Source organism: Lysinibacillus sp. UBA5994, assembly GCF_002429725.1.
Classification (GTDB): domain Bacteria; phylum Bacillota; class Bacilli; order Bacillales_A; family Planococcaceae; genus Lysinibacillus; species Lysinibacillus capsici.
Genome location: NZ_DJAU01000033.1, coordinates 23,018 through 49,671, shown reverse-complemented (window position 1 = coordinate 49,671; position 26,654 = coordinate 23,018). Strand labels below are relative to the sequence as shown.

The following is a 26,654-nucleotide window of genomic DNA, read 5'->3' as shown; positions in this document are numbered from 1 at the left end:
GGAGCAACGGGTCCACAGGGAATAATAGGGGCCACTGGACTTCGAGGACTTGCGGGAATAACAGGAGCAACAGGAGAACGGGGACTAGCAGGAATGACAGGGGCAACAGGAGCCCAAGGTGTAACAGGAAGTACAGGAGCAACAGGTTCACAGGGAATAACAGGGGCGACAGGAGTCCAAGGCGTAACAGGGAGCACAGGAGCAACTGGTTCACAGGGAATAACAGGAGCAACAGGAGTCCAAGGTGTAACAGGAAGTACAGGAGCAACAGGTTCACAGGGAATAACAGGGGCGACAGGAGTCCAAGGCGTAATAGGAAGCACAGGAGCGACTGGTTCACAGGGGATAACAGGGGCAACAGGAGTCCAAGGAGTAGCAGGAAGTACAGGAGCAACAGGTTCACAGGGAATAACAGGGGCGACAGGAGTCCAAGGCGTAACAGGAAGTACAGGAACAACAGGTTCACAGGGAATAACAGGAGCGACAGGAGTCCAAGGCGTAACAGGAAGTACAGGAGCAACAGGTTCACAGGGAATAACAGGGGCAACAGGAGCCCAAGGCGTAACAGGAAGCACAGGAGCGACTGGTTCACAGGGAATAACAGGGGCAACAGGAGCCCAAGGAGTAACAGGAAGTACAGGAGCAACAGGTTCACAGGGAATAACAGGGGCGACAGGAGTCCAAGGCGTAACAGGAAGCACAGGAGCGACTGGCGCAAGAGGGACTACAGGTGTTACTGGAACAACAGGTCCAAGTGGTTCAGGTTTGATGGAAGTTTTCCTCTCTACAGATCAATCAGTTGGTAATAATGATTTTCTGGGTACTGGTAATTCGTCAGCTTCATTCGTGAGAAGTTCAATTGTTATTCCTGAAAATGCTACAATTAGAAGCTTAACATTGAATATTCGCGACCATGCTCTCATCGCAGGTCAAACCGCTTCAGCACAAATATTTATCAGCACAAATTGCGGATTTACTAGCGTTGCTACAGGTATCATTGCGAGCGTATCAGGACCAAATTCATCTACAACACCCAATTGTTGTGCAAAAGTGATTGCAAATTACCCAGTTAATAGTTGTACACTTCTTTCTGTACAAGTAAGTACAACAGGAGGAGCATTTTCAAACGGTGTTTCAGCAACGATACTTTTTAATACAGTTTAAATACGCGTTTTAACTTTTGAGTTTTGGAGGGGAAGTTAATAAGGAAAAATATGCAATTTATTATTCTGGTTGATTGTTGCTAATAGGACATCCTTTACATCAATGTTATAAGTTGATAGTTGGTCTTTTAACCAACTCTCGGTTAGCGTTGTTTTATTCAACTCATGGTAATCAATTTTTCCCTCTTTAATAAGAACCGTGGGAAGAAAAAAAGGATTAGACTGTACACTTATATCTGCTCGTGTTGGTGTTTGGTAGGGTGTATGCAAAAAACTAGAGATCGATCCGTCTGGTTCCCATAAAGCGAGTGCTACATTTTGAACTTCTTCAATTTTTTCTTTTCTTAACTCTGATAAAAGTAAATCAACAGATATTCTAGCCTTTTGTAAGTTGGCGCTAATAATTTGCCCATTTTTAATCAGGGGAATCGGCGGGGAGTCTATTAAATGACGAAAGGCAACCCATTTTAGGCTCAAAAAAACACCGATGAGGTAGAGCGCAACTAAAACGGCCATGGTAATCATGGAACCCTTCATTCCTAACCCTTCATCAGATAAGGGATGTGCGATAATATTCCCAAGTGTGATAGCCATTGCAAAATCCAGCATTCTTAACTGAGAAATAGAGCGCTGTCCCATAATTTTTGTTGCGAAAAGTAGGAAGAAAAAAGCGACAATGGCTCGGAGAATCCATTGAATAGCAGTAAGTGATTCTTGACTATGAAAAAATTCCACAGCGACACATCCTCTTTTTTCTTATTGTTTCCTTCCGTTACATGATTGTGCGGATCTTCAGGATTGAAACGAAATAGACTTGTAAAAATATGTTCAAAACGATATTGTTAAAATAAAAAAACTATTATTTAGTAATTTTAAGAAAATCAGGAGAATACCTATGCAAACAAAATTACAAAATATTCTTATCGACATACAAGAGAAGGTTAATTTTTCAGGAACGGTGCTAGTGGAAAATCAGGAGAAGGTTGCCTTAGTCAACCAAAGTTTTGGATATGCGAATCGCTCAGAACAAATCGACAATCATGCCAAAACTCGTTTTGGCATTGCCTCTGGCTGTAAAATTTTTACCGCAGTCGCTATTTGTCAGCTTATTGAAAAAGGGAAGCTAGCATTTGATACAAAATTATGCGATTGTCTGCCTCAACTATTTAAGCACTTCGATGAGCAAGTAACCATCGCTCATCTGCTAACACATACGTCAGGAATACCCGATTATTTTGATGAGGAAGAAATGGAGAATTTTGAAGCGTTATGGGTTGAAAATCCGATGTACCAGCTTCGAACATTGCGAGATTTCTTACCATTATTTCAGAATCGTCCAATGAAGTATAAAGTTGGTGAGCGATTTCACTATAATAATGCAGGATATATTGTATTAGGGTTAATTGTAGAGCATGCAACTGGTATGGATTTTTCCGCTTACATTCAACAACATCTTTTCGATCCGGTGAATATGACGGAATCAGGCTATTTTTCGTTAGATTCTTTGCCAGCTAATACAGCATTAGGGTACATAGACAACCCAGATGGAACTTGGAAAACAAATATCTATTCTTTACCTGTAAAAGGGGGTTCTGATGGGGGAGCATTCGTAACAGGGAAGGATATGGCAAAGTTCTGGAGTGCACTTATGAATTTCGAACTTTTAAATGAAGAGTTAACGAATCAACTGTTAATGCCTCATGTCGAACTGAATGAAAATGATTGTTATGGCTATGGTGTATGGATTAAGAAGAATAGTGAACAAGCAATACTGAAATACCATGTGATGGGGTATGATCCTGGCGTGTGCTTCCATTCAGCCTATTATCCTGCTTCTTCCATCAAAGTTGTCGTATGTTCCAATAAATCTAAGGGCGCTCTTGATATGATGAAAGGAATAGAGGCTATCCTATAAAAGAATAAGGCTTGTCTGTGAAAAAGATTACAGGCAAGCCTATTGCTAGTTATTAAGTAATACCACCATGTATATTACAATAATACTCGATCTCAATAATATGAGGTGAGGATACACCATTATATGAATAGTAACCACCGATTGCAATATTGTAAGCACTGCCATGATCTTTAATGGAAGGATCATACCCCGTTTGCGTCCAGTAGCCTTTACCCTGTTCAATTTTAGAAGACAAGGAATGCATAACCGAAAATAACTGTCTTCCACCAGGAATGTCCATGCTTAGTTGGGTGTCAAATGAACCATCAACACGAATGATCGTTCGATGTGCCCCCATATGTAATTCAACGAATTTTGGTACTTTAACTGGAGAAAAAACTTCCTTATTATCGGCCACGACATAAGAAGTGTCTATTCTGCCTTTTAACATGTCTTCAAAATCTTTTAATTCAAGCCAATAATTTGCTGAAAATGTTGTAATGGGATCTAGCTTAAAGCCTGTACCATATTCTTCATTTAGTTTATTGACAATAGCCGAATATTCTTTATAGTAGTATTCTTTCTGTGGTAGCGTTAAAACTAATGGAACAGGTGCCATGACAGATTCCATTGCTATTATTTGTTTATCTACTGATGTAGATAGTGGTAAGGCTGCTTTGTCATCCTTTTCACAGCCTGTTAGGAAGATGGCTCCTACTACAATGCTTGTCACCAAATATCTTTTCAACACCTTCACCTCCCAAAAATGAATAAAATCTATTATACCATACATAAATATGTATAATTTCGTTTTTTTGGTAAAATGATAATTTCCTAGTATATTGTAGAGAGAACAACGATTAAGCAAGTGTAAGGGGCGGTATAGTGGCAATCTTAAAAGATGATTCGAGTCATCCGACTGTGAGGTAGAGCTAGATATTTTAATGGTGAACGAGGAAAGTGTAAAGTTTCGTATTGAATTTCGCTTTGGGCCAGCTTTCCCAGCGATAAATACTGAGATTTATTGTTTAAAAAGAGATTTCCTTCAATTATTAGAAGACATAACACAATTGGATCCTGCTTATTTAAGTATGCTGGAGCCGCATGATCCTGGCCTATGCATCTATCATATCCCTCATTATGGTGAATATTTTTTCCTGGATACGGTATCTTTCAAATTCCTGAAGAGGAGAGGGAGGAAGCAGAGCAACGTTATAAATTAGTGTTTGTACTAGATGCTTATGAGAAGAATCATCATGGTGCAAGAGAATGTGGGCCTGCATTATGTATTATTGTGACGATGGAACAAATCCGAGTCTTCATTACCACCTTGCGAGAACAAGTAATGAAATTCTAAAGTAAAAGGTGATACAACGGTCATTTATCCTCTTCTAAAACGATGCTAGAGGATAGGTTGAGACGATCACATACCCAATTTTTAAATAGATGATCAATTTGTTTTTTATTTCATCGCTAGGTAATTGCTCATTAATCCCTAATTGTTCAAACGAAATGTTTCCTGAATTTGAGTTGTTTCTTTTTCTAGTTCAAGAGTGATTGCTACCGTCATATTTAGTATATCTAATTGGCTTGCAGGGCGCTTGAATTTTTTCTGTCTAGCTCAAATAGCATTGTTTTCTTTAGGTGTAAGATCTCGTTCAGAAATATTTTTTCCTCCTCTCCAATTCATTGTTTGTCAAAAGGTAATGTAACAAGTATGAAATTTATAAAGTATTTTTGTTGAAATTTAGTATAAACTTTTGTACATGTAGGTGTAATAGTCACCATTAAGGAGCAGTATACTTCTGTTTTCTTCTCTTCTTTTGCTTATAGGTAAGATAAGAGGTTTTTAAGGAGGCATAACTTCCAATTGCTGCATAGCCATAAAACCAGCCCATGAATAGTCCTGCAAGAAGATTATGTCGGTGGCTGATGAAAATAGAAATGAATAAGCCGACAACTAGTGCAATGGTTGGAACCCAAAAAGGCTTTATATGACACATTTTCTTAATGAGTTGGGTAATCATCATAACTACAGGGACTGCAACGACGGCATCCCAAAAATTTGTATGTATGAGTGGAAAGTGTTCCATTCTGTTCACCTCTCATTGACTATTTTGAACTTATTGTGGACATATAGGGAAATTTTATACAGTAGTGTAGTGTGCAACATTGGGGATTTGTAGAGAGAGTGTATAGATAGCTCTGGTAGACTTACTCTGTCGGGATGTACAAGCAAACTAACACGCACAAAAAGGACAGGGTAACTAGCCTTGTCCTTTTAACAAAGTGGCATCAAATGGAAATAGGGATTGCAATAGCTAGTTGACAAATGTAAAATTTGATTAATAAATCTACAATAAAAGAGGTATATGATGTTTCCAATTTTACATACTGAACGATTAGTGTTAAGGGAATTGACGAGTTCTGATGGACAAGCTCTTCTTGCGTGCTTTTCGAATCCTGAAGTTTTGCGCCATTATGGACAACAACCTTTAACCAGCTTAGTTCAAGTGCAGCAAATCATTCAAAATTTTGCCAACAATTTTGCCGAAAAACGTGGTATTAAATGGGGCATTGCATTAAAGGAACAAGAAGGAATTATTGGTACAATCGGCTTTCAAGAGTGGTCAATAGAGCATCGAAGAGCGGAAATCAGCTATGCCCTTTTTCCTGAATATTGGGGAAATGGCTATGCTCAGGAAGCTGTTAAACGAGCTATTTCCTATGGTTTTGAAGAAATGGATTTAGTACGTATTGGAGCCATTGTATTTAAAGAAAATGAAGCTTCCAATCTACTATTGCAAAAAATAGGCTTCGAACAAGAAGGATTATTAAAAAAATATATGCATCAACATAATGTGCCCCATGATACTTATATATACTCACTTATAAAATAATAGGGAGACCAGATTCCTATGAGGACATCTGGTCATTTTTTTATTGTTTCTGTAAAAGTTTTTCGACCTGGATTGATTTTGGCTACATCCACATCAATTTTACTAATTGAATCCTCTGATAATGGGATTTTTCCATCTTTCTCAAGCTTTTTCCAAGCCTTGACGTTATCGCGGTAGAGATATTCTGACAATCGATAGATATCCACATCTAATTTTAGACCTTCTTTATAGGTTTCCTGAATTTCCTTTTTCACTTCTTTTACAATAAGCTCTCTCAGCTCCTGTTCGGTTACTTTTCCTTTAAAACCATTGATGGTCGCATTGATTCTCAATTTGACTTCAAATGTAACAGCCTCTTGTTTGACAAGTGGTTCCACATCGACATGTATTTTCTCAATACTAACCGTTAGTTCTTCCTGGTCACTTGTGTTTAATTGAAAGGTAATCTCCCCGCGATTAGTATAGTTATGCATCCATTGACTGCCGCGAGCCGCAGTGTCTTGCACGAACCCCTTAAAGCCATCTTTCGATAGGACACCAACCCCTGAAAAATAGGTTTCCTCAACTTGCTCCTCATCTGTTTCCCAATCGTCTTTAATGGACACATAAGGAATTGTTACTTCATAACTTGGCTCATTTAAGCCAATGACAACATCTCTTAAGTCTTTTGGTTCGATAAATGTTTCTTGTTCTGTTGGGTTGATTGGGTTACTTAATTTTGATGAGGATAACGAATTTCTTAAGATTGGTGTGACAAGCAATATATCTTCAACTGGGTTTTTTGTACAATACACCCAGATTTGATACCTAGTATCACGAAAGCGTATGAATGTATCGATGACAGGAATAATGTGTTCATTTTCCATAGCCTGCTCTGAAAAAATCATATATCGCATATGCCCCCAAAAAATTTCTTGATCCGAGGAGCGATATAATTTGTAAATTGCCTCTTCTATTGTTTTACCAGTGGCACGTCCTACTTCAGCAGGCGCCACCGTTGCGCTAGGTTGTATAGATTTCGCGACATCAGCGAAATTAATCACTTGTAAATAGACAATATACTCGTCGTTTTCGTAGTCTACACCTACTGCATTTATATAGTACATTCTTTGCGGCTCCGTAATATCCCAGCATCCTACGAGTAATGTCGTCAATCCGATGATCAATAAAAATTTGAAATAAGTTTTCATGGTTTCTCCACTCGAATTGCTCTTCAGTTGTATTTTATAGTGTTAGCTTAGACAAAAGATGGCTTTTTTATAAAGTGCTAGCTGAGGAAATAGTATTTGGAAAATTATATCCAATGAAACAATTTTCAGGTATGATGAGGCAAGGAGGGGAGAACGGTGACTAGTATTTCATATTGGCTAATTAATACATTTACGAATGAGCTATATAAAGGGAATCCTGCAGCAATATGTCTATTAGATGAAGAAGTTTCTGAGGAGACCATGCAAAAAATTGCACAGGAGATACCTGTCCCGACAACAGCCTTTATTGAAAAAAGACAGGTTGAATTTACGCTGAAATGGTTTACGCCAAATAGGCAAATACCCATTTGTGGTCACGGCACCCTTGCTAGTGCCTTTGTCCTTTGGCAGCAAGGAATTGTGCCAAAGGAGCACACAATTACATTTCATACAGCAAGTGGTCCTTTACATGCCAAGTGGCAACATGAACGAGTGGAAATCGCCATCAAAACGTATCCAATTGCTGAAATGGAATGTCCTTCAGCATTGGAGGACTGGTTAGGATGTAAGCCCATCTTTGTAGGGAGGACCGAATTGGATTATATCGTGGAAGTAGGCAATGAAGACCTAATTGTACAGTTTGAACCTGACTTTTCTGCGATGAAGCAGTTTCCTGTTCGAGGTATATGTCTAACTAGTCAATCGAAGGAAGAAGACATCGATATCGTATCTCGCTTTTTTTCTCCAGCACAAGGCATTGATGAGGATCAGGTAAATGGATCAAGTCATGGCGCACTAGGCCCTTATTGGTGTGAGAAATTATCTAAACAACAACTTGTCAGCAAGCAGCTTTCTAAACGTGGAGGTGTAATCTATGTGGCCCCTCATCACAACAGGGTATTGATTGCAGGCGCAGCAGTTACAGCATTGCAAGGAAAATTAAACATCTAGATACGGTTTAGAAGGAGATTTGTATTCAAAGTATACAGTTCGTTTTCTATAGTTCGCCTTATTTTGGTAACTGCTAAAAAGTGAGAAAAAAATTGAAATTGGTTGTAACCTTTTTCAATGTTAAACGACTACTCTATTAGTAGAATACAAAAGAACTAAAGCAAGTAGTAACATTCACTTTTCACAAAATGACCAGGGCTCAATTTTGAGTGCCTGGTTATTTTGTTGCCATAATAAAAAGAGGGCACCATATGGCATGCCCTCTTCCATTTTATTCGCTCAGCATAGCTTTTAATGTTCGTTTTTGCCAGCCTAGCTTGAAGTATGCATATTGCATAATGAAGTGGACGCAGAAGGTGATTGGATAGGCTAACCAAACGCCATTTAGTTCTAGTGACGTATGGTGAGATAATAGGAACGCTAATGGTACCTGTACAACCCAAATCGTAATGACTAAGAAGATAGTTGGCCATAATACGACACCAGTGGCACGCATTGTAGCAGAAACAGTTTGTGTGTGTCCGAAAATTAAATAGCTCCAAAAGGCGATATATAAATAATTCTTGGCAATAAGCACAGTCTCATGTGAATCGATAAAGAAAGCCAAAATAGGCTCTGCAAACAGATACATAATGAGTATGATCGCGCCACCTAGAAGATAATTAATGCGCACACCCATTTGACGGATTTTTTTAATCATCTCTGTAGAATTAGCCCCTAACGCCTGTGCTACAAAGACAGATGTTGCAATGGCAATACTCATTGCTGGGACTTGTGCATAGCTAGCTACCTGATTGACAACGCCATAAGCGGCAGTAGCATCCGAACCATAGCCATTCACAAAGCCAATAACGGCAATTTCGGCTACTGAAATGGCAACCATGCTAATACTGGATGGAATGGCTAGCTTTAATAAGGACGTTAAAATATCTTTCTTTAATTTAAAATGCTGTAAGATTGTTTTATCAAAACGTAGTAAATGCTTTGTCTTATGCAAATAGGCTAACAACAGAATCATTGTCACCAGGTTTGATAACACAGAAGCATAGGCAGCCCCATTTAAGCCGAACGCAGGCAACCCCAACCATCCGAATACTAAAGGGGGGAGGAAGGCGATATTTAACACAACACTAATTACTAAGAATAGAAAAGGTGTTTTGGAATCGCCGACTCCTCGCATAAAGGTTGTATACACCAAATACCAAAACATAATAGGTAACGTGAAGAAAAGTATTTGGGCATAACTAATACTCATGTCTAAAATATTCGCAGGTGTCTGCATAAAACGTAAAATCCATTCGATGAAAAAGCCACCAAAAATCGCGACAGCGATGGATAAAATAGTTGTAAAGGCGAGTGTTACACCAACAACCTCTTTCATTTTGGCATGATTACCAGCCCCAAATGTTTGCCCGACTAAAATAGAGCTTCCTGAACCAATGCCAATTGCAAAGGCCATTAAAAAGAAGAAAAATGGAAAAAATGCCGAAATGGCTGCTAGGGCATCGACCCCTAAATTGCGTCCGACGATAAACATAGCAAAAACTTGGCCAACAGATTGCAGCACATTCGCTAGCATCACGGGAATTAAGAAATTAAAAAAAGCTTTGCGTAGCTGTTGATCATCCTGTAACATTTGTTCGTTCATCATTAAGTTCCTCTTGAGTTTTAATAACCCATTTCTTTTAAGATTCTTGAAAGTGTGCGTAGGCGTTCACCAATTAGCTCACCATCATTATTAAGTGCTTGCTGAAAAAGCTGAATATCCTCTTTAATCTGTTCATTTTCTGTGCAAACTTCCACAGTCATGGCATCTCCCTGTAAGCCAACACGATTAATTACAGGGTTTTCTTCATCATATAAATGCTCATGACGATAAGCCTCCTTAAAATAAAGTTCCGTTTCACACACTAAAATAGCGAGATCAAGTACGCGGTGTAGGGGAAGTTCTTCTGATTGGCGAGACCACTTGCCACCTGTATGCCGCCAAACCTTCGCAGAAATATCAACCTTTCCTCGATCATTCCATTGTGCCAGACCAAGGGAAAGCCCTTGTGCATCTGTTTGATAAGCCGTGCGCCCATCAATATTGGCATAATTTTCTGCCACGATGACAGGTTTATGTTTTAAATGTGTTGGAATTTTCATGTATCCGTACTCCTTATCATTTCGAATTTAGTAATTTAGTAAATTACTGCTTTAGTAAATTTAGCATTAAACGCTTCTATAAGTCAATCGAAAAGAGCAAAGTTTGAACCCTTTCTTTTAAGACCAGCTAAAGATGGGCTTAGAGTAAGGGATTCATTACAATAAACGTTCAAAATCTGCCGTGGTTTTTACAAAATAGTAAGTTATAATTTATAGAAGTATGATTGATTGGAGAGAAATAGGATGGAAACAGCTAAATATCACCGAATGGTTTATACACGTATATGTGAAAATTTACAAAAATGGGATAATAGTGACTTTGTTAGAGAAGACGAGCTCTATTCATTTTTACATACGTTAAAAGGCACCGCTGGATCAATCGGTTTACATGAATTAACGTCGATTGCTCGTGAAAAGCTAGAGCTTTTGAATGAAGATAGTAACAAGCAATGGACCCAATCAGAATGGAAAAAGTTTCTTGCTCCATTTATTGAAAGCGTCCATTTTTATAAAGAAAATGATTCAATGACACAACATATGGAACATCCTACAACCATCATTAAAAATCCAGCAAAACAAGATTTTATTCTGATAATAGATGATGATGTTGTATTTATTTCCTATTTAAAAAATGTTTTAGAGAAAAAGGGCTACTCTGTCATTGCAGCTCATAATGGTAAACGAGGATTAGCGTTAATTTATGAATTGCAACCATCCATCGTATTTCTAGATATCATGCTTCCAGATTCTAATGGCTTTTCTATTTTAGACAATATTAAAAAGACGAAAAAAGAGCTTATGTTTGTGACAGTGATTAGTAGTAATGATTGTAAAGAAAATCGTATTCGCACATTGGAAATGGGTGCTATGGATTTTATGGCAAAGCCCATTGATGAAGAGCTATTAATCGCTTATGTTTCCAATCGCTTAGCCTATAAAAGAGAATTAGAACAGGCTATCGTCATTGACGAATTAACCCAAATTTATAATCGTAAATTTATGGAATCGCAAATGAAGCTTTTCATTAAACACCATCAGCAAAACAAAGAACATTTTTCAATTGCGATGATCGATTTAGATTATTTTAAAAAAGTAAATGATACATATGGTCACCTAGTGGGGGATGAGGTGCTTAAGGGTTTCGCTTCATTGGTGAAGGAGCTAAAAGGAGCTGAAGAAATTGCTTGTCGCTATGGTGGAGAAGAATTTGTAATTTTAATGCCTCGTACAACTAAAAAAGAGGCATTTATTTTTATTGAAAAACTTCGTACCTCCATGGAGAAAAAGACATTTACAGCAAATGGAACTAGCTTCCATGTTACATTTTCGAGTGGAATTGCGGAAGCCACTTCTACTAATTTACATCCTAAAAAGATGCTAGAAGAGGCAGATCAAGCACTTTATACGGCCAAGCAATTAGGGAGAAATCAAACGATCATCTTTGATAACGTAGCTGCTGTGGAGAAAAGAAAGGTGAAAATTAAGATCGTTGTCATTGATGATGTGTATATTATTCGTGATCTGATTACCAATCATTTTAAGCATTTGGAGGAAAATGACGATTATAGGATTGAAACATTATCATTTCCTGATGGCATTAGTTTTCTGGAATCCAATTGGTATGACCCTGCATGCAAATACATTATCTTATTAGATTGGATATTGCCGCAAATGGACGGCATCGAGGTGCTGAGTAAGATAAGAGAGCAGCATGCTTCAAGTAATGTAATCGTCTCCATGCTAACTTCACGTGTGGGGGAAGAATACGTCATGAAGGCTTTCGTTAATGGGGCGGATGATTATATTGTGAAGCCGTTTAATGTGGCTGAAGTATCGGAACGTATTGTTCGTTTAATTCATCAAATGTTTCTTTAATGGGAAAGGGAGAAAAAGACAGGATGGCTAGAATTTTAGTAGTAGATGATGAAGAAATATTACGCATGTTAATACGTGAAACATTAGAAGATTTAGAATTTGATATTGATGAGGCAGAGGATGGCGAAGAAGCCCTAAAAAAAATGATGGAAAGCTCCTATGATTTAATGATACTCGACTATATGATGCCGAATTTAACAGGAATTGAGGTGATCGAGCTTCTCCCACAAGAGATTAAAATGTCAATGCCTATTCTCATGCTGACAGCAAAATCACAGGAAAGTGATCGTCAAAAGGTATTTGACTTAGGGGCAGATTACTTTATGTCCAAACCGTTTAGTCCCATTAAGCTAATGAACCTGGTGGAGGACATCTTAAATGATTAAGTCGACACCCTTGCTGAATAAAAGTATACGCAGCCAATTCTTTAAAATGCTGCTTTTTCTAGTTGTTAGCTTTTTAATCATCATTGCTGCCTTTCTTGTCGTAGTCAATGCAAGTCAAAATGCCTTACAGCAGAAGAGAGAGCAAATGTATGAAAAATCAATGCTTGTGGATGAATTGGAAGAAAACTTTAATGGCATATTTTTTCGAGCAAGGGGCTACTATGCCTTTCAAAATGAGCAGGAATTAAAGTTATTGTATGAAAATTTGGAGAATTTCGAAGTTCTATTACAGAAGTTTTCGCAACTGGATTTAACGGAAGAAGAACGAGGGCTCTATAATGAGCTAGTTGATTTTCATTATAATTATAAAACGGTTACTCTCCCAAAAGGGTTAAGCTTTGCGAAGATGGGGGATTATGAGGCTTTGCGAGAGCTTTCGAATAGTGGCGCAAATGACCTTGTCAATAAATTTATTGCCTATACAAAATCCTATAAGAAAAAAACAGACCACTCCTTAAACCAAATTTTTAGCAAGACAGTGGAGCAGGGGCAATTATTTACTTTTATTTCGCTCATGATTAGCGGTCTCATTTTACTATTTGTTGGGGTCATTTTACGAAAAGTGCTGAATAATATGATTCGACCAATTGAACAATTAACACTTGCGACAAACGCTTTGGCGTCAGGGAAATCTATTGATTTAGGTAATCTTGTACAAAAGGAGGATGAGTTAGGCATTCTAGCGAACTCATTTCTTAAAATGATACTCTCCATTCAGGATAAGGAAGAGGTACTGACCACTCAAAATGAGGAGCTTTTAGCGCAGCAGGACGAGCTTCAAGAAAATCAGCTACAATTACAAAATTCATTAAATTATTTAGAAAAGTATAATCAATTAAATCATGTACTAACCTTTACGTTAAATAAACAGAAACTAATCGATAATCTCCATAATTATTTAAACGACATTTATCAATATGATACGAGTGTGCTGTATTGGATGGAGGGCAATGTTTATGCGACAAAAGGTTTATCACACCAATCTGCTGCAGCCCTAGTTGAAAATTTTGGCATGGATAAACAAGCACGATTAAAGCAGGAAAAATCCTTTGTTATTACACGTCAATTGACAGCAAATGAAAAAGGAATTGCACAAGAGTCTTATTATGCCTATGACTTGTATTCTTCCGTGTTTAATTCTAAACGAGAGCTAGTCGCTATTTTAATGGCGACACGAGAGGGGCATCCCCATAATGATCGGGATATAGATAGTTTAAACGGACTATTAAATCGTGTGTCCATCGCATTTGAACGTATTCTTATGTATGAAGAGGTAGAAAAATCGAGGACGTTAAATCAAACGATTATTGATAATGTCAACGAAGGAATCCAATTAGTTTCTGCTACAGGCGATACCGTTCTTATCAATAGAGCGCTATGTGGTATTGTCAACCTCCTTAACTTGACAACAGAAACAAGTATCCCTAAAAAGGATTGGCTACAGCATTTTCAAAAATGTAGTGCCCAACCTGATGAATTAATTGAATTTTTAGAGGCATCTATTATGGAGAGCTTTGAGGAGACACGAAAATGCCGCTATTGTATGACGGCTGAACATGAAATCTTTGTCGAGGTGTATGCAACTTGTCTTTTTGATGGACAGGAAAAAGTAGGCACAATTTTTGTGCATCGTGATATTACAAGAGAATATGAAGTAGATCAAATGAAATCCGAATTAGTGAGTACGGTAAGTCATGAACTGCGAACGCCTTTATCGAGCGTACTTGGCTTTACAGAGCTTCTGTTAACGAAAAATATAAAACCCGAACGACAAAATAAATATATCGATACAATTCATAGAGAAGCGGTACGACTAACCAATCTTATAAATGACTTCTTAGATTTACAGCGAATGGAGTCAGGCAAGCAGCAATATAACATGGAGACACTACAATTAAATGAAATAGCCTTTGAAATTGTCAATCGCTTCCGACATGAGCAAAAGCATAATGTCCATCTAATTGATAAGGCAAGAGAGGTCTATGTCAATGCAGATCAAGATAGACTCGTCCAATTATTTATTAATTTAATAGGAAATGCGATTAAATTTTCTCCACAAGGTGGGGATGTGGAGATTTTGTTAGAAAACAAAAATAATAGCATCCAAGTGAGTATAAAAGATGAGGGCATTGGCATATCTAAACAGGATATTGCTCAGTTGTTCCAAAAATTCAAACGAATCGATAATAGTTTAAGACGTAAAATAGGAGGAACTGGACTGGGTCTTTCCATTTGTAGAGAAATCATCTTAAAGCATGAGGGAGAAATATGGATAGAGTCAGAAGAGGGACAAGGTACTACTGTGTACTTTACTTTACCACTTGCAAATAACACTATCACCTTCGATGAAGAGGATGTAATGGGGGATAGCAATGGCTTAAACATTATGCTTGTTGAGGATGACTTAAGCTTAGCTCTACTGTTGTCTGAAGAGCTAAAAAGCAATGGCTTTACCGTGATTCATCATCATGACCCAAAAAAAGCTTTTGAAGATACACTCAATACGCCTTTACTTGGTATTGTGATTGACATAATGCTGGGCGAAGAAATGAGCGGCTGGGATTTAGTCCGTGCACTAAGAGAAAGAGAGCATACAAAAGAGATACCGATTATTATATCCTCAGCATTAGATGAGGTAAAAGAAATGGTGGACCAATTTCAAATTAAAAAATACTTAACCAAACCATATCCGCCTGAAGAAATATCAAAACTGTTTGTGAAATAATAGGATAGCTTGATTCATTGTCCGTAGCATTATATTGTAAGGAAAATGTGAGCAGTAGCTTAAATTCATAAAAACTTTAATAGGTGAAGCCAAAGTGTTTGTCGCAAGTTGCTCCTTACAAGCAGGCATTAAAGGCGAACAACTTAAAACAAGAAAAATAAGTTTCGTGAATTTTTCTTCAAAAATGTGTAACCTTTGCCAAGCTGGCACGACTACTGTACTAGTAGAATACAAAACACTAAAGCAAACTAGTAGGTTTCACTTTTCACAAAAAGACCAGGGCTCAAATTTTTTGAGAACACCTGGTCTTTTTGCGTGCTGGCAACAAAGTGGAAGTAATGCTAAAATAAGATAAATACTTTAGAATTTTCATGAAATTTAATCAAAATCACGCATAGAAATTTGAAAAAAATGAAATCCCCCATCGTTTTTTCAACTAGGCGTAAAAAGGAGTTCAGACATGCAGGTTCGTCCAATTTAAAAATCTCCCAAGAAAAAATAAAATCTTAATTTTGGGGGATAAAACGTGTTTAAAAACCGATCTTTTTCACTTTTATTGACAGGTCAATCTTTAGCGGATATTGGTGATATTCTCTATATAGTAAGCGTGATTAGTATAATTTATCGTTTCACCAACTCGGCGATTGCTACTTCCTTCGTACCGTTTATTATTACTACTTGTATGTTGATTTCCAGTCTGCTAACACCTCTTATTACGACAAAAGTGTCGTTGAATCAATTGCTAACTATTTCTCAAGGCTTTAAAACCGCTGTCATTTTGGGCCTTGCCTTGTATGTACAATGGGTAGGCGACCAGCCGATGATTGGCTTTGTGTTTTTATTGATTGCGATGGTTGCGTTTTTGGATGGTTGTGCCAATCCTATTCGTCAATCCTTGCTGCCTCATTATGTGGAAGAAAAGGATTTATTGCGAGCAAATAGTATTGCAGAAACGGTTATCCAATCCATTCAGGTGGGTTCTTGGTTTGTTGGCAGTTCCTTGCTGCTTCTCTTTACACCATCACAGCTTATATGGGGCGTTGTCGTCCTTTTTTTCATGGCAACATTGCTTTTAAAGCTTTTACCAGATGTGGCACGTATGGAACGTCCAGAAAAAAAGAAATGGGTGTTATTTATGCAGGGGTGGCAATCCATTCATCAAACACCTGTACTAAAGGTAGCTGCACGAATGGATTTACTGGAATCAATGGCAGGTGCAGTGTGGGTCGCAGCGATTTTACTTGTTTTTGTAGAAGAAGCATTGCAGGCTTCTTCTCAATGGTGGGGTTATCTCAACGGCATTTTTTTTATTGGCATGATTATAGGGAGTATGATTTGTTTAAGATGGACCAAATTTATTGAGCGTAAGAAAGCTATGTTCATAAGTGGAGGTGCGCTGTTGTCCGCTATTTTTACATTATTCTTTGCGGTTAGTATTACACCATTGATGGCTTTACTCTGTTCTTTGCTGATTGGCTTATGTGGGCAATTAAAAAACATTCCACAGCAAACCATCATTCAAACAAGTGTCTCAAAGGAGAAATTACCAACGGTGTATACATCGTTGAATGTCATTGTGACAGGGGTATTCGGCCTTTCATCTTTAATGATGGGCATGTTGTCAGAATGGTATGGGATACGAGTTGTTTTTTTCCTTTCAGCTAGTATGCTACTTCTCGTAAGTGTGATTGCCTATAAAAATAAAACATCATTCACGTAAGAAAGAGTAGCCCTTACTTTTAGAGTAGGGGCTATTTTTTATAAAAAGTTCATATTCTGTTAGTTGATAGTATGGTAAAATATACAAATATTTGTATATTTTAAAAGGAGAGTAAGTATGAATCGTAAAAAAATAAGTTTCATTATCTCTGCACTTATCATAGCAATCTTTATTGGTGTGGCATTAAAAAATGTTTTTTTCCAAGCATCTCTTACACCATCTATGGCTGTTTTGGAGGATGGCACCAAACAAATTAATTATGAAACTGCTTTAACAAAGCTAGATCAATCCTCCACAACGTTTGAAGCATATAAGGGCAAAATAGTTGTAGTGAATTTTTGGGCGTCCTGGTGTGGACCTTGTCAACAGGAAGCACCTGAACTAGAGGCATTCTATCAACAAAAATCAAAGGATGTCGAGCTGCTAGCCATCAATGCCACAGCCTATGATAGCTATAAGAAGGCGGCAGCATTTAAGGATACTTATGCTTTATCATTTCCTATCTTCCTAGACGAAGAGGGAGTACTACAGAAAACGTTTGAAGTGGTGAATTATCCTAGTACCTTTATCTTTGATAAAGAAGGAAAATTACAGCACAGCGTGAAAGGCGAACTCACTCAACGACAATTAATACAATTGATTGATGATCTCTAAGAACAAAATAAGTCTTATAGACAATATATTTAGAAAAATGAAACTTTTTCTAAAAAGATGCGTAGAAGTAGCTAAAGAAAAAAGGAAGGGGCTCCTTTAATGCCACGGAAACACATGATTATTATCATCATTGCATGGATTGTAGAAATATCGTTGACGTACTGGGTTGCCACAATATTCTCTGTGCGATTTATCGAAGTGATGTTTTTCACCGGCATTGCCTTTACCTTAGGAACGTTTTACTTTTCGAGTAGCGGTGGAGCGATGTCAAGGCTTTATACATCCCAAGTGAGTGCACAAACAGGGATCATTCATGAGCGAGAACGGTTCAAGGTTAAACTTGGGCCCGTATTTATAGCGTCACTGATATTTTTCCTTATTGGATTGGTATTCTTTATTTTACTTGTAACAGGCATTATTCCACCACAAAAGGTGTGAAAGTTATTGGCTTCCACCTGCAAAAAATCAAGATGGCTAGGTGCTCATTTTGATTTTTTTGCGTTGTATAGAATTTGTAGAGTGCTATATTATAAAATAGGCTTCGATAATTGTATTTTTACAATTATAAAGGAATAAAAAGGTAACTATTATACTATAATTACCCTTCGTTATTAGTAATTTGTCATGCAAAATATGTATATCTATGGAGGTATACAAGATGTTAAAGGAGCTATCAAACCGCAGTGCCCCAAAATCCAAACCAACAAAATAGAGAAAAGAGTAGACACCAAGAACCTGACGTTCAGTATAATGCTATGCTAGAGATTCAAACAATGGAAAGTAGCATAAAAAGATACATAACAGTGCATGGTGATCACTTGAATGCAGCTGAATATCATTCTTTACTGCAAATGATTAAGAGTTTAGAGGAATTGAAAACAGCGATTAAAGAGGTCTCATTAGATTAGGCACATTCTTTTAAATTGGATGATCTGACAATACGGTTTGTCAGATCATCCTAGGAATTAATCCACCGGTAATAAGTAAAAGTGAAGTTTTGACCATTCATTTCAAATGATTCTCCGCTTCTATCCAATTGTTTAAAACCGTTTTTTTCTAATACTTTTTGAGAGGCTATATTGTTCGTTGTTGTTTGTGCCTCAATGATGAGCATGCCTTGCTGGCGCATAAGGTCTAATACTAATTGTAAGGCTGTATGGGCAACCCCTTTCCCACTAAAATCTTTTCCTACTCTATAACCGATATGGCCTAATCGTTGCTCCTTATCAATATCGATTACATTGATTCTTCCTATAATTTCTTCAAGTTCATTTTTTATTAGATAGAAATAGGATAGCTGTTGAGCTTGTTCCTCTAAAAGCATGTCATTTTTTCTTATGAAATTTGGTAATTCGTAATAGTCATCCCCTCGACTTGGGACTGTTTTTTCAAAATAGGCCCTATTTTTAACCTCAAATGCATATAAGTTTTCAAAATCACCCTGTGTTAATGTTTCTAATCGAATTTTCATGGCATCTCCAATCAATTTTGGTTTTCTTTCATTATACCTGTAGTCTAGGGTTAATCTCACCAGTTTTTTGATTGTTCAGATTTTGTAGATGTGTGGATAGACATGAATACTGGTTTGCTTTTTCAGCCATTCACTAAAAAAGGACCGTCATTAAAAAGACCCACTTCCTGTCGGGTTTAGTGAATTAAATAGTGAGCGGACAAGTAAATTAATAGAGGCATTGAGATTTTTTAAGAGAGTCCAGTAATTTTCAAAATGTGGAAGCACTTGTTCTACTAGAAAATGAACTTAGGTTGGTTCAAGTCTACCTCTATATACAGTAGGAGCGTTTTGGCAAGCGTATTCAGGTTGTATGGCAACTAAAGTCGGAGACAACTGTCCTCATCCCATCACTGACTAACCAGCCATTAATTGAAAATGCATTAAAGCATGGAATGTTAAAGCTTTCTGACGGGGGAACGATACATATTCGTATTATCAATTTTGATACCCATCTCGAAATCACCGTAGCGGATAATGCGTTGAAATGGATGAAGAGCAATTGGCAAAACTACTACAGCCTAAAGAACTTTTATCCATCAGATTGCAACACCATTAAGCCAAGGTCTACGTATGACAAGCAAGCTTCACGAAGGAACGGTGTTTCATTTGTGGTAGTAAAAAAAAAACATCTACTTCATTAGATGCATTGCCTCTCGATGAGTTTTAAGAGGGGGAATGCATCTTTTATTATTTGCAAGTTTGAAAAATAGAAATTTAGAGCACAGCCTGAGGCGTCTTCGTTTTAAAATGTGTGAATAAGTAGCATCCCAAAATCACGATGATTCCCCCAATACCTTGCAGCCAGCTTAGCTGTTCACCGATAAATAAAAAGGCGAGCAATGCTGTAAAAATAGGATTAAAGTTTAGAAAAATACCAGAGGTTGTGGCACCTAATTGTTGAACGCCAATATTCCAAAATACCATACAAACTACTGTAGAGATGACCCCTGTATAAAGAAGCGAAAGGATGAAAGAGGAGTCGATTTCGGAGAAGGTAAAATCCGTAATCGTGAATGGGACTAGGATGAGTACCCCAAACAAACCTGCATACAATGTCGCCATTAACGGAGAGGTTGTTTGCATAGCCCACTTACTACATACAGAATAAAGTCCCCATACGCAAACGGCTGCCACCATCCATAAATCTCCTGTATTCAATTGGAAGTGCCATAACAGCTGCCAATCTCCTTTCGAAAGGACAAGAAAAACACCAATTAAAGAGAGTACCATCGCCAGAAGTTGCAAGCCATTTATTTTTTCTTTCAGAAAGGCGAAGGAAAAAAGGGCGATGGACATGGTATTCATTGTAGAAATAAGACCAACATTCGTGGATGTTGTTCGTTCCAACGCTAAAAATTGAAATATATTAAACAAGGCAACACCTGTAATGCCCATCAGGAATAATGGCACAAGAGCGGCTTTAGCAGGAACCAATCTCTTCTCTTTCCACCAAACTAACGGTAGCAGGACGATCACTGCGATCAGCCATCTGACCAACGTTAAGGTCATTGGAGAGGCATGAGCCACTAGCGTCTTAGCCACAACAAAATTGCCTCCCCATAGTAAGCTCGTGACAAGCATTAAGCCCATATAAAATTTAACCACAGTGTAGGTACACTCCTTTTGCTTTTATGTATAATAAGAATCATAGCACTATTAGTGATTTATCAGTATAATATTTTGTAGAATTGAATAAAATCAAAATAATCGAAAGTTATTTAATGAATATCAAAATAATATTTTGAAATCGCATTAAAAACTTCCTTGTCTAAAAATAATCAAAAGAGGAGAAAACAATGGAGGATATAAAAAATAAAGGATTAGATAATGTCGATCTGCAAATATTAGCGATTTTGCAGCGAGAGGTTCACATTAGCAATGCGGAATTAGCTAGACGTGTGAATCTGTCCCCACCAGCAACCCATACAAGGGTGAAACGTCTAGAAAATGAAGGCTATATTGATCAACAAGTCGCAATTTTAAATCAGGAGAAACTAGGGTTTGATTTATTGTGCTATATATTTATGAGCACAAATATTCATCAGGAGAAGGAAATAGAGGAGTTAGAAAACAGCTTGAAAACAATGACCGAAATTTTGGAATGTCATTGCTTAACAGGTGCCTATGATTATTTGTTAAAGGTCGTAATTCGAGACCGCCAAGACTTAAATCAATTTATTCGAAAATTAAATAAGCTTGGCGTTTCTAGAATTCAAACGAATTTATCCTTACGAGAAATTAAATATTCTACAGTGTTACCGATCGAAGAAAACAGCAAGCCTGAGTAAGCTAACTCAGGCTTGCTGTTTTTTTTACTCTAGAGCCCCGCTCCTAAAGATTCACCCTGTTCAAATAAGGAGACCACACGTACAAAAATCATACAACCCACAAGTTGCTTATAGTTGACATGCAACCATAGAGTTGCCTATAATCAAGCTATGAATTGGGATAAAGACGCTGTTTTTAAAGCACTAGGGGACTCGACTCGGAGACTTATATTAGATGAACTGGCTGAGTGTGATGAGATGACGTTGTATGAATTGACGGTGCGTCTTCTAATGAAACATGAACTTTCAATTTCGAGGCAGGGGATTGCTAAGCATCTGTCTGTCTTGGAGAGTGCTGGACTCGTCCTATCACAGCGGAAGGGAAAATATCGAGTCATTCTTTTCAATAAGGAACCACTTAAAGATTTACTGAAAGGATGGGTAGAGTAAAGTTTACGTGTGAAGGATGCTTCTTAAACGACTTAAAAGGAGGAAAAGCAATTGAATATTATTGTCAACAGTATCTTTGTACAAGATCAGGAAAAGGCACTGGCATTTTATACGGAAAAGCTAGGGTTTGTAAAAAAGGAGGATGTCCCAGTAGGAAAACATAGATGGCTAACGCTTGTGTCGCCTGATGATTTAGAGGGCACTGAGCTATTACTTGAGCCAGATGAGCATCCTGCAGCAAAGGACTATCAAAGGAGGATTTTCGCTGAAGGCATTCCAGCAACAATGTTTGGAGTTGCTGATTTAGAAAAGGAGTATAGCCGTTTACTGGAGAAAGGCGTTGAATTTACACTTAAGCCGACAAAAGCGGGAGAAGTCACAATAGCAGTTTTTAATGATACATGTGGCAACCTTATTCAGATTATACAAAAATAGTGAAGAAAAGCGTGTTTGATAAAAAATATCAAAACACGCTTTTCTCATTACTCAGCCATTACCCAAACTTTATCATCGTTCAAAACGTTTAGTTTTTCTTTTGGCTGCGCATTTACGGTCTGTTCTTTGGCTTCTGCTTCCTCGCTGGGCGGAGCTTCTTCCGACGAACAAGCAGATAAAAGGAATAGTAGCGCTATACTTAATGATAGGAATTTCTGCATGAGGCAAACCTCCATCAATCAATCGTTGATATGAATATTTTGCACATCTTTTTACAGAATATGTTGTGTATAGCTGCCATTAAAAATTTTTTTAAGCGACTGTATTACTAATTATTTTGCTAAAGCCATTATTATATGCACTATTAATCAGCTGCTGTATTGACTTCACTGCTTGCTCAGAGAAAATATACCAGTTATCGCCATCGAAATCATGGAGTAAATACTCAGGATAGCCTTGTAATAATTCCTCTGGGAAAGGTTGATTTAATGTATAGATATCATATTGTCGAACACTGTTTTGATCATGGCTCATAAAATCAAATTGACCAAGCTTGTAATAAGATCCAGGAGTTTCTAGATTGAGGTGCCAATAATAATCTTTCGGAGCCTCTACTTTGTCGCCTTTCTTTTCTTGGAAAATTTTGAAAAGTGCTTGGTGATAGGCATTGCCCTTGATGTCCTGAATGACACCACCCATTGTCATATGGTATTCATAGCGTAGTACCTTGATTTTTTCATCTTCAATTAGCAATGGTTCAGTCGTAATATTTACTGTGCCATCATTATAATGCACTTGACTGCCGAATGTTTCAGCAATAAAGCGAATTGGTACATAGGTGCGATTGTTTTTCATGTATGGTTGTACATCCAATTGTTCTTTTTGACCATTTTTAATGACTGTTCGGTTATTAAGATTCAATTTAATAGTTGTTTGATCCATTGAAAGGGTGATTTGTGAATCCTGCCAATGAACTTGCGCACCAAGATTTTCACTGATCACTCGTAATGGCACCATTGTTCGATTGTTTTTTTGCTCGGGTGCTGTATCAGATTTTACCACAACATCGTCGATTTTGATTTGTGTCGTTGCGGCATCAGCAGGTGTTGCTACAAATAATGTAGATGTTAAAAATAGCCCTGTAAAAAATTTTTTCATGGTATATAGCCTCCTTATATTTTAACATTTACCACCACCGGAAATTTTACCATAATATTCTTCAATATATAATAAAAATATTACTATTTTTTCTCTAAATTCAATAACCTTTTTAATTATCAGATGCATAATGACACAAAGTCACCATCGCTAATAGCTACTTTTTGACAGCGTATAATCTGTATTTGTTCTCGAATACTAACGCTGAAAGGAGGTTTTTTAAATGAAGTTTTTGACATGGGGCATTGTTGGTGCGGCATTATTTGCTGTGATGAAAGGCTACGGAAAATCGAATCAAGGGCAAAAGGATAGCTTTCAACAAACAACCACGCCTGTACAATTAGTTGCCAATGCGAATCCGCTGACAGCCAATACACCGAAACAGTAGAACAAAAGCTTATAGATTATAGGGATCTATAAGCTTGCTATAATTTTACATAAATATCCTATCATTGGTATAATAGATTGCGAGAAAAGGGGTGTATAGATGCTTCATTTTACAAACTATCATGACGATGATTTAGAAGAAATTCTGCAATTATTTTACGAAACCGTACATAGTGTAAACGCAAAAGATTATTCACAGGCCCAATTGGAGGCTTGGGCACCGTTAGCCATACAGCCAGTTAAAGTAGCGACTTGGCAAAAGACTTTAAGACATAATAAGACCTATGTCGCACGGAAGCATCATCAAATTGTTGGCTTTGGGGATATGACAATGGAGGGCTATTTAGATCGACTTTATGTCCATAAGGATTTTCAAGGACAGGGGATTGCATCAGCCATCGTAGATTTACTAGAAGCAGATGCAAGAAAACTTGCTCTTACCTATATTTACACGGATGCTAGTCTTACAGCGAGACCATTTTTTGAACGGAAAGGATACCAAATCATGCAAACACAAAAAGTCGAGCGACAGGGCATATCGTTGATGAACGTTAGCATGGTTAAATTATTTCCTGATGAAAAGGACGGATGAAAAGGATGAATTGTGTAAAGGGTTTTATCGTATTAATGATGTTATGCTTCATACTTAGTGCCTGTGCGCAAACAGAAAAGCCTTCTCATGAGAAACCAGATGTAGAAAATATCACGGTTTCATTCGAACATCCTGAAACAAAGCAACCATTTAAAATTATTCATGCTTATGAGCTTTTTCAAAACTATACGGAAAAGGTAGACAGTGACCCAGATCGTTCGCCATTGGACATCTATCGAGAAGAGGTTGTTGATCCAGTTTATAGTGCATGTTTTGAGAATGGTGAATATATAAATATGGCTGAGACGGTGTTGAATATCACGCCCACACAATTGAAAGAAAATCAATTATTAAGCAAAAAAATTGATAGGGAAGCAACTGAAAAGAGTTTCAAAGAGGGTCTATTCAAATCTTCTGAATTTCTTCCAACTAATAATGAAACAACGGTATGTGTGTTTCCAGCCACAGATGTTAACGCCAATATGGTAACGATTGGTGCAGGTAAAATAACAGCCCTCTATAATAAATATTATACCGATGAATCTATCAGGGCCATTATCGCTCATGAATATCATCATAGTGTTGCAACTGAAAACCGCCCACGTGGTGAAGATAAAGTGTTAGATCATCTCATATTTGAAGGAAGGGCTGTGATGTTTGAAAAATTGGTTTATCCTGATTTGAACTTTACGCGAGTTGATTTAGATTATAACAAAGTCTACTGGGCAGATGTTGCAGTAGATTTGGATAAGCCTGATCTGAATCGTGCATTAGATATAATTAGAGGTGGAAATGATCTACCCTATCAATATGGGTATAGTGAAGGCTATAAAATGGTAAAATCCTATCTGGATTTGCATCCCAATGTATCGATAGAGGAATGGACCGCCTTAAGTCCGAAAGAAATTTTTGACAAAGGCAACTATCTTGAAAACTACCAATAAACAAGTAAGCAACAGACCCAGTATCAAACTCGGTCTGTTGCTTCGTTTAGGCATCGATAAATGGTTAAAATCGCTTGTAAATGCATACCTTCATGAAAGATGGTGCGTAACAGTACTTGTTCAATGGTTTGCATACCCATATCAATAGGAGGGAATTCCTCTGACAATCGATGGCCATACTGTTCCTTTAATTGTTCAGGCTGCTGAGCTAAATACTTCTTTAATTCCTCGAAGGATGGCGTTTCGTCGTCAAAATGCTTTGGCGATGTACCAAAGCCAAACCATTTCTTGAGAGCTTCTAAATCTGTATCCTTTTCCTTTGTTAATGCCTCTATCCATAAATATTGATCGAGATAAACATGACCCATATTCCAGCGAATATTATTATGAAATCCAGCTGGGATGATGTTCGCTTTTTCTTCTGATACATGCTCGAGTAAGTGAAGCAGCTCGCCACGATAATTGGCTAGCTGCTGAAATAGATTTTCTTGACGTTGATTCAAATGTAACCCTCCTTTTTAATATTATTGGCTATTAAAACTCCATTTTCCTGCAAAAAAAGAAGAACACTTTTTGTGTTCTTCTCCAATTTATCTACTTTGTGTCTGTAATGCTAAACGGACACCGAGACCGATATAAACGAAGCCAACTGTCTTTTCGAGCCAGCGTGAGCTACCGCTTGTTTTTGTAAAGATTTTTTCGCCAATGAAGCTTGTAATTACTGCGAGTAGGATTGTATATAAAGCACTCATCACGACAAATGTTATACCGAGTGTTAGCAATTGGCTTGTGACAGATTGCTCGTTATGCTGAACAAATTGCGGTAGGAAGGCTAGGAAAAACAGTGCCGTCTTTGGATTGAGGATTTCTGCTAAAAAGCCTTGACGGAATGAAGTACTAGCAGGACTTTGTTCGACAGTCGGTTGCTCTATTTTCTTTGGCTTTGTGAGGAGCATCTGAATGCCTAAGTAAACAAGGTATGCCACACCAATATATTTCACCACTTCAAAGGCAGTGGCAGATTTCATTAAAATAGCAGAGAGACCTAAAACAGCCGCTAATGTATGAACCAAGTCACCAAGACCGATACCTAAAGCTGTATAAATACCATTCTTTTTTCCGCTTTTTAATGTTTGTGTAATGGTAATAATAACTGCAGGACCTGGAATTAAAAATAATAAAAGAACTATTGCGATAAAAGATAACATGCGAAACCATCCTATTCTAATAAACTAATCATTC

29 protein-coding genes are annotated in these 26,654 nt (G+C 37.5%); 17 read left to right on the top strand and 12 right to left on the bottom strand.

From position 1 onward, the window contains the following. Positions 1–1,164, top strand: a 1,164-nt coding sequence (locus tag B3D98_RS11700) for a beta strand repeat-containing protein (RefSeq protein ID WP_414674053.1), incomplete at its 5' end; no start/stop codon positions are given. A 35-nt stretch (positions 1,165–1,199) separates the two neighbouring features. Here the strand turns inward: B3D98_RS11700 and B3D98_RS11695 are convergent. Next, positions 1,200–1,898, bottom strand: a complete 699-nt coding sequence (locus tag B3D98_RS11695; protein WP_048392970.1) for a DUF421 domain-containing protein — start codon at positions 1,896–1,898, stop codon at positions 1,200–1,202. 160 nt (positions 1,899–2,058) lie between these two features. Here B3D98_RS11695 and B3D98_RS11690 point away from each other — a divergent pair, with 160 nt between their 5' ends. Further along, the gene (locus B3D98_RS11690) at positions 2,059–3,078 is read left to right on the top strand and encodes a serine hydrolase domain-containing protein (protein ID WP_288583127.1); all 1,020 of its coding nucleotides are present in this window, start codon (positions 2,059–2,061) and stop codon (positions 3,076–3,078) included. A 52-nt stretch (positions 3,079–3,130) separates the two neighbouring features. Here B3D98_RS11690 and B3D98_RS11685 read toward each other — a convergent pair whose 3' ends face one another. Together B3D98_RS11685 and B3D98_RS11680 are read right to left on the bottom strand one after the other, a co-directional pair. Then, positions 3,131–3,808 carry a hypothetical protein gene (locus tag B3D98_RS11685; protein WP_288583126.1) on the bottom strand — a complete coding sequence of 226 codons (678 nt, stop codon included), beginning with the start codon at positions 3,806–3,808 and terminating at the stop codon, positions 3,131–3,133. A gap of 1,036 nt (positions 3,809–4,844) precedes the next feature. Continuing rightward, complete coding sequence (locus B3D98_RS11680; protein WP_048392961.1) at positions 4,845–5,150, bottom strand: hypothetical protein; 306 nt, start codon at positions 5,148–5,150, stop codon at positions 4,845–4,847. A 282-nt stretch (positions 5,151–5,432) separates the two neighbouring features. On the opposite strand from B3D98_RS11680, the gene B3D98_RS11675 reads away from it, so the two are divergent. After that, positions 5,433–5,957, top strand: a complete 525-nt coding sequence (locus B3D98_RS11675; protein WP_066036818.1) for a GNAT family N-acetyltransferase — start codon at positions 5,433–5,435, stop codon at positions 5,955–5,957. 32 nt (positions 5,958–5,989) lie between these two features. Here the strand turns inward: B3D98_RS11675 and B3D98_RS11670 are convergent, their stop codons facing one another. After that, positions 5,990–7,147, bottom strand: a complete 1,158-nt coding sequence (locus B3D98_RS11670) for a Ger(x)C family spore germination protein (RefSeq protein WP_288583125.1) — start codon at positions 7,145–7,147, stop codon at positions 5,990–5,992. 156 nt (positions 7,148–7,303) lie between these two features. Between B3D98_RS11670 and B3D98_RS11665 the strand changes: the two genes are divergently transcribed. Further along, positions 7,304–8,098, top strand: a complete 795-nt coding sequence (locus B3D98_RS11665) for a PhzF family phenazine biosynthesis protein (RefSeq protein WP_288583123.1) — start codon at positions 7,304–7,306, stop codon at positions 8,096–8,098. A 271-nt stretch (positions 8,099–8,369) separates the two neighbouring features. Here the strand turns inward: B3D98_RS11665 and B3D98_RS11660 are convergent, their stop codons facing one another. Both B3D98_RS11660 and B3D98_RS11655 read right to left on the bottom strand, forming a co-directional pair. Continuing rightward, positions 8,370–9,749 carry an MATE family efflux transporter gene (locus tag B3D98_RS11660; protein WP_288583122.1) on the bottom strand — a complete coding sequence of 460 codons (1,380 nt, stop codon included), beginning with the start codon at positions 9,747–9,749 and terminating at the stop codon, positions 8,370–8,372. A gap of 17 nt (positions 9,750–9,766) precedes the next feature. After that, entirely contained in the window at positions 9,767–10,246 is a 480-nt protein-coding gene (locus tag B3D98_RS11655) for a DUF6530 family protein (protein ID WP_016994140.1), read from the bottom strand. A 243-nt stretch (positions 10,247–10,489) separates the two neighbouring features. Here B3D98_RS11655 and B3D98_RS11650 point away from each other — a divergent pair, with 243 nt between their 5' ends. The 7 genes from B3D98_RS11650 to B3D98_RS11620 all read left to right on the top strand — a co-directional run bounded on the left by B3D98_RS11650 (position 10,490) and on the right by B3D98_RS11620 (position 18,574). Continuing rightward, positions 10,490–12,121: a diguanylate cyclase gene (locus B3D98_RS11650; RefSeq protein WP_288583118.1), complete on the top strand. Its 1,632-nt coding sequence runs from the start codon at positions 10,490–10,492 to the stop codon at positions 12,119–12,121. A gap of 23 nt (positions 12,122–12,144) precedes the next feature. After that, on the top strand, positions 12,145–12,507 hold the full coding sequence (locus B3D98_RS11645) for a response regulator transcription factor (protein ID WP_048392951.1): 363 nt from the start codon (positions 12,145–12,147) through the stop codon (positions 12,505–12,507). Continuing rightward, entirely contained in the window at positions 12,500–15,292 is a 2,793-nt protein-coding gene (locus B3D98_RS11640) for an ATP-binding protein (RefSeq protein WP_288583115.1), read from the top strand. Before B3D98_RS11645 ends, B3D98_RS11640 begins: the two co-directional genes overlap by 8 nt. 526 nt (positions 15,293–15,818) lie before the next feature. Continuing rightward, complete coding sequence (locus tag B3D98_RS11635) at positions 15,819–17,012, top strand: MFS transporter (protein ID WP_288583114.1); 1,194 nt, start codon at positions 15,819–15,821, stop codon at positions 17,010–17,012. A 117-nt stretch (positions 17,013–17,129) separates the two neighbouring features. After that, the gene (locus tag B3D98_RS11630) at positions 17,130–17,666 is read left to right on the top strand and encodes a TlpA family protein disulfide reductase (protein WP_288583113.1); all 537 of its coding nucleotides are present in this window, start codon (positions 17,130–17,132) and stop codon (positions 17,664–17,666) included. Between the two features lie 99 nt (positions 17,667–17,765). Next, entirely contained in the window at positions 17,766–18,104 is a 339-nt protein-coding gene (locus B3D98_RS11625) for a hypothetical protein (RefSeq protein ID WP_048392945.1), read from the top strand. A gap of 245 nt (positions 18,105–18,349) precedes the next feature. Continuing rightward, complete coding sequence (locus tag B3D98_RS11620; protein WP_281216475.1) at positions 18,350–18,574, top strand: hypothetical protein; 225 nt, start codon at positions 18,350–18,352, stop codon at positions 18,572–18,574. A gap of 50 nt (positions 18,575–18,624) precedes the next feature. On the opposite strand, the gene B3D98_RS11615 is transcribed toward B3D98_RS11620, so the two are convergent. Then, a complete protein-coding gene (locus B3D98_RS11615; protein WP_288583112.1) occupies positions 18,625–19,137 on the bottom strand; it encodes a GNAT family N-acetyltransferase in 513 nt (170 codons plus the stop codon). Between the two features lie 756 nt (positions 19,138–19,893). Further along, a complete protein-coding gene (locus B3D98_RS11610; RefSeq protein ID WP_288583129.1) occupies positions 19,894–20,769 on the bottom strand; it encodes a DMT family transporter in 876 nt (291 codons plus the stop codon). Between the two features lie 206 nt (positions 20,770–20,975). On the opposite strand from B3D98_RS11610, the gene B3D98_RS11605 reads away from it, so the two are divergent. The 3 genes from B3D98_RS11605 (at position 20,976) to B3D98_RS11595 (ending at position 22,331) form a co-directional block, all read left to right on the top strand. Continuing rightward, positions 20,976–21,467 carry an Lrp/AsnC family transcriptional regulator gene (locus B3D98_RS11605; RefSeq protein ID WP_054548626.1) on the top strand — a complete coding sequence of 164 codons (492 nt, stop codon included), beginning with the start codon at positions 20,976–20,978 and terminating at the stop codon, positions 21,465–21,467. 150 nt (positions 21,468–21,617) lie between these two features. After that, the gene (locus tag B3D98_RS11600; protein ID WP_054548639.1) at positions 21,618–21,896 is read left to right on the top strand and encodes an ArsR/SmtB family transcription factor; all 279 of its coding nucleotides are present in this window, start codon (positions 21,618–21,620) and stop codon (positions 21,894–21,896) included. 51 nt (positions 21,897–21,947) lie between these two features. Continuing rightward, complete coding sequence (locus B3D98_RS11595; RefSeq protein WP_054548625.1) at positions 21,948–22,331, top strand: VOC family protein; 384 nt, start codon at positions 21,948–21,950, stop codon at positions 22,329–22,331. Between the two features lie 47 nt (positions 22,332–22,378). Here B3D98_RS11595 and B3D98_RS11590 read toward each other — a convergent pair whose 3' ends face one another. Beyond that, positions 22,379–22,552 carry a hypothetical protein gene (locus tag B3D98_RS11590; protein ID WP_196333020.1) on the bottom strand — a complete coding sequence of 58 codons (174 nt, stop codon included), beginning with the start codon at positions 22,550–22,552 and terminating at the stop codon, positions 22,379–22,381. A gap of 91 nt (positions 22,553–22,643) precedes the next feature. Then, positions 22,644–23,489 carry a copper amine oxidase N-terminal domain-containing protein gene (locus B3D98_RS11585; RefSeq protein WP_048392936.1) on the bottom strand — a complete coding sequence of 282 codons (846 nt, stop codon included), beginning with the start codon at positions 23,487–23,489 and terminating at the stop codon, positions 22,644–22,646. A gap of 223 nt (positions 23,490–23,712) precedes the next feature. Here B3D98_RS11585 and B3D98_RS11580 point away from each other — a divergent pair, with 223 nt between their 5' ends. The 3 genes from B3D98_RS11580 (at position 23,713) to B3D98_RS11570 (ending at position 25,412) form a co-directional block, all read left to right on the top strand. After that, positions 23,713–23,877 carry a hypothetical protein gene (locus B3D98_RS11580; RefSeq protein WP_004230164.1) on the top strand — a complete coding sequence of 55 codons (165 nt, stop codon included), beginning with the start codon at positions 23,713–23,715 and terminating at the stop codon, positions 23,875–23,877. A 99-nt stretch (positions 23,878–23,976) separates the two neighbouring features. After that, a complete protein-coding gene (locus B3D98_RS11575) occupies positions 23,977–24,468 on the top strand; it encodes a GNAT family N-acetyltransferase (protein ID WP_288583104.1) in 492 nt (163 codons plus the stop codon). Between the two features lie 5 nt (positions 24,469–24,473). Then, a complete protein-coding gene (locus B3D98_RS11570) occupies positions 24,474–25,412 on the top strand; it encodes a DUF2268 domain-containing putative Zn-dependent protease (protein WP_054548623.1) in 939 nt (312 codons plus the stop codon). Positions 25,413–25,435: 23 nt separating this feature from the next. On the opposite strand, the gene B3D98_RS11565 is transcribed toward B3D98_RS11570, so the two are convergent. Together B3D98_RS11565 and B3D98_RS11560 are read right to left on the bottom strand one after the other, a co-directional pair. Beyond that, positions 25,436–25,915 (bottom strand): DinB family protein, encoded by a 480-nt coding sequence (locus B3D98_RS11565; RefSeq protein WP_054548622.1) that lies wholly within the window; start codon positions 25,913–25,915, stop codon positions 25,436–25,438. Positions 25,916–26,002: 87 nt separating this feature from the next. Further along, the gene (locus B3D98_RS11560) at positions 26,003–26,620 is read right to left on the bottom strand and encodes a LysE family translocator (RefSeq protein WP_004230157.1); all 618 of its coding nucleotides are present in this window, start codon (positions 26,618–26,620) and stop codon (positions 26,003–26,005) included. Positions 26,621–26,654: the final 34 nt, after the last annotated feature.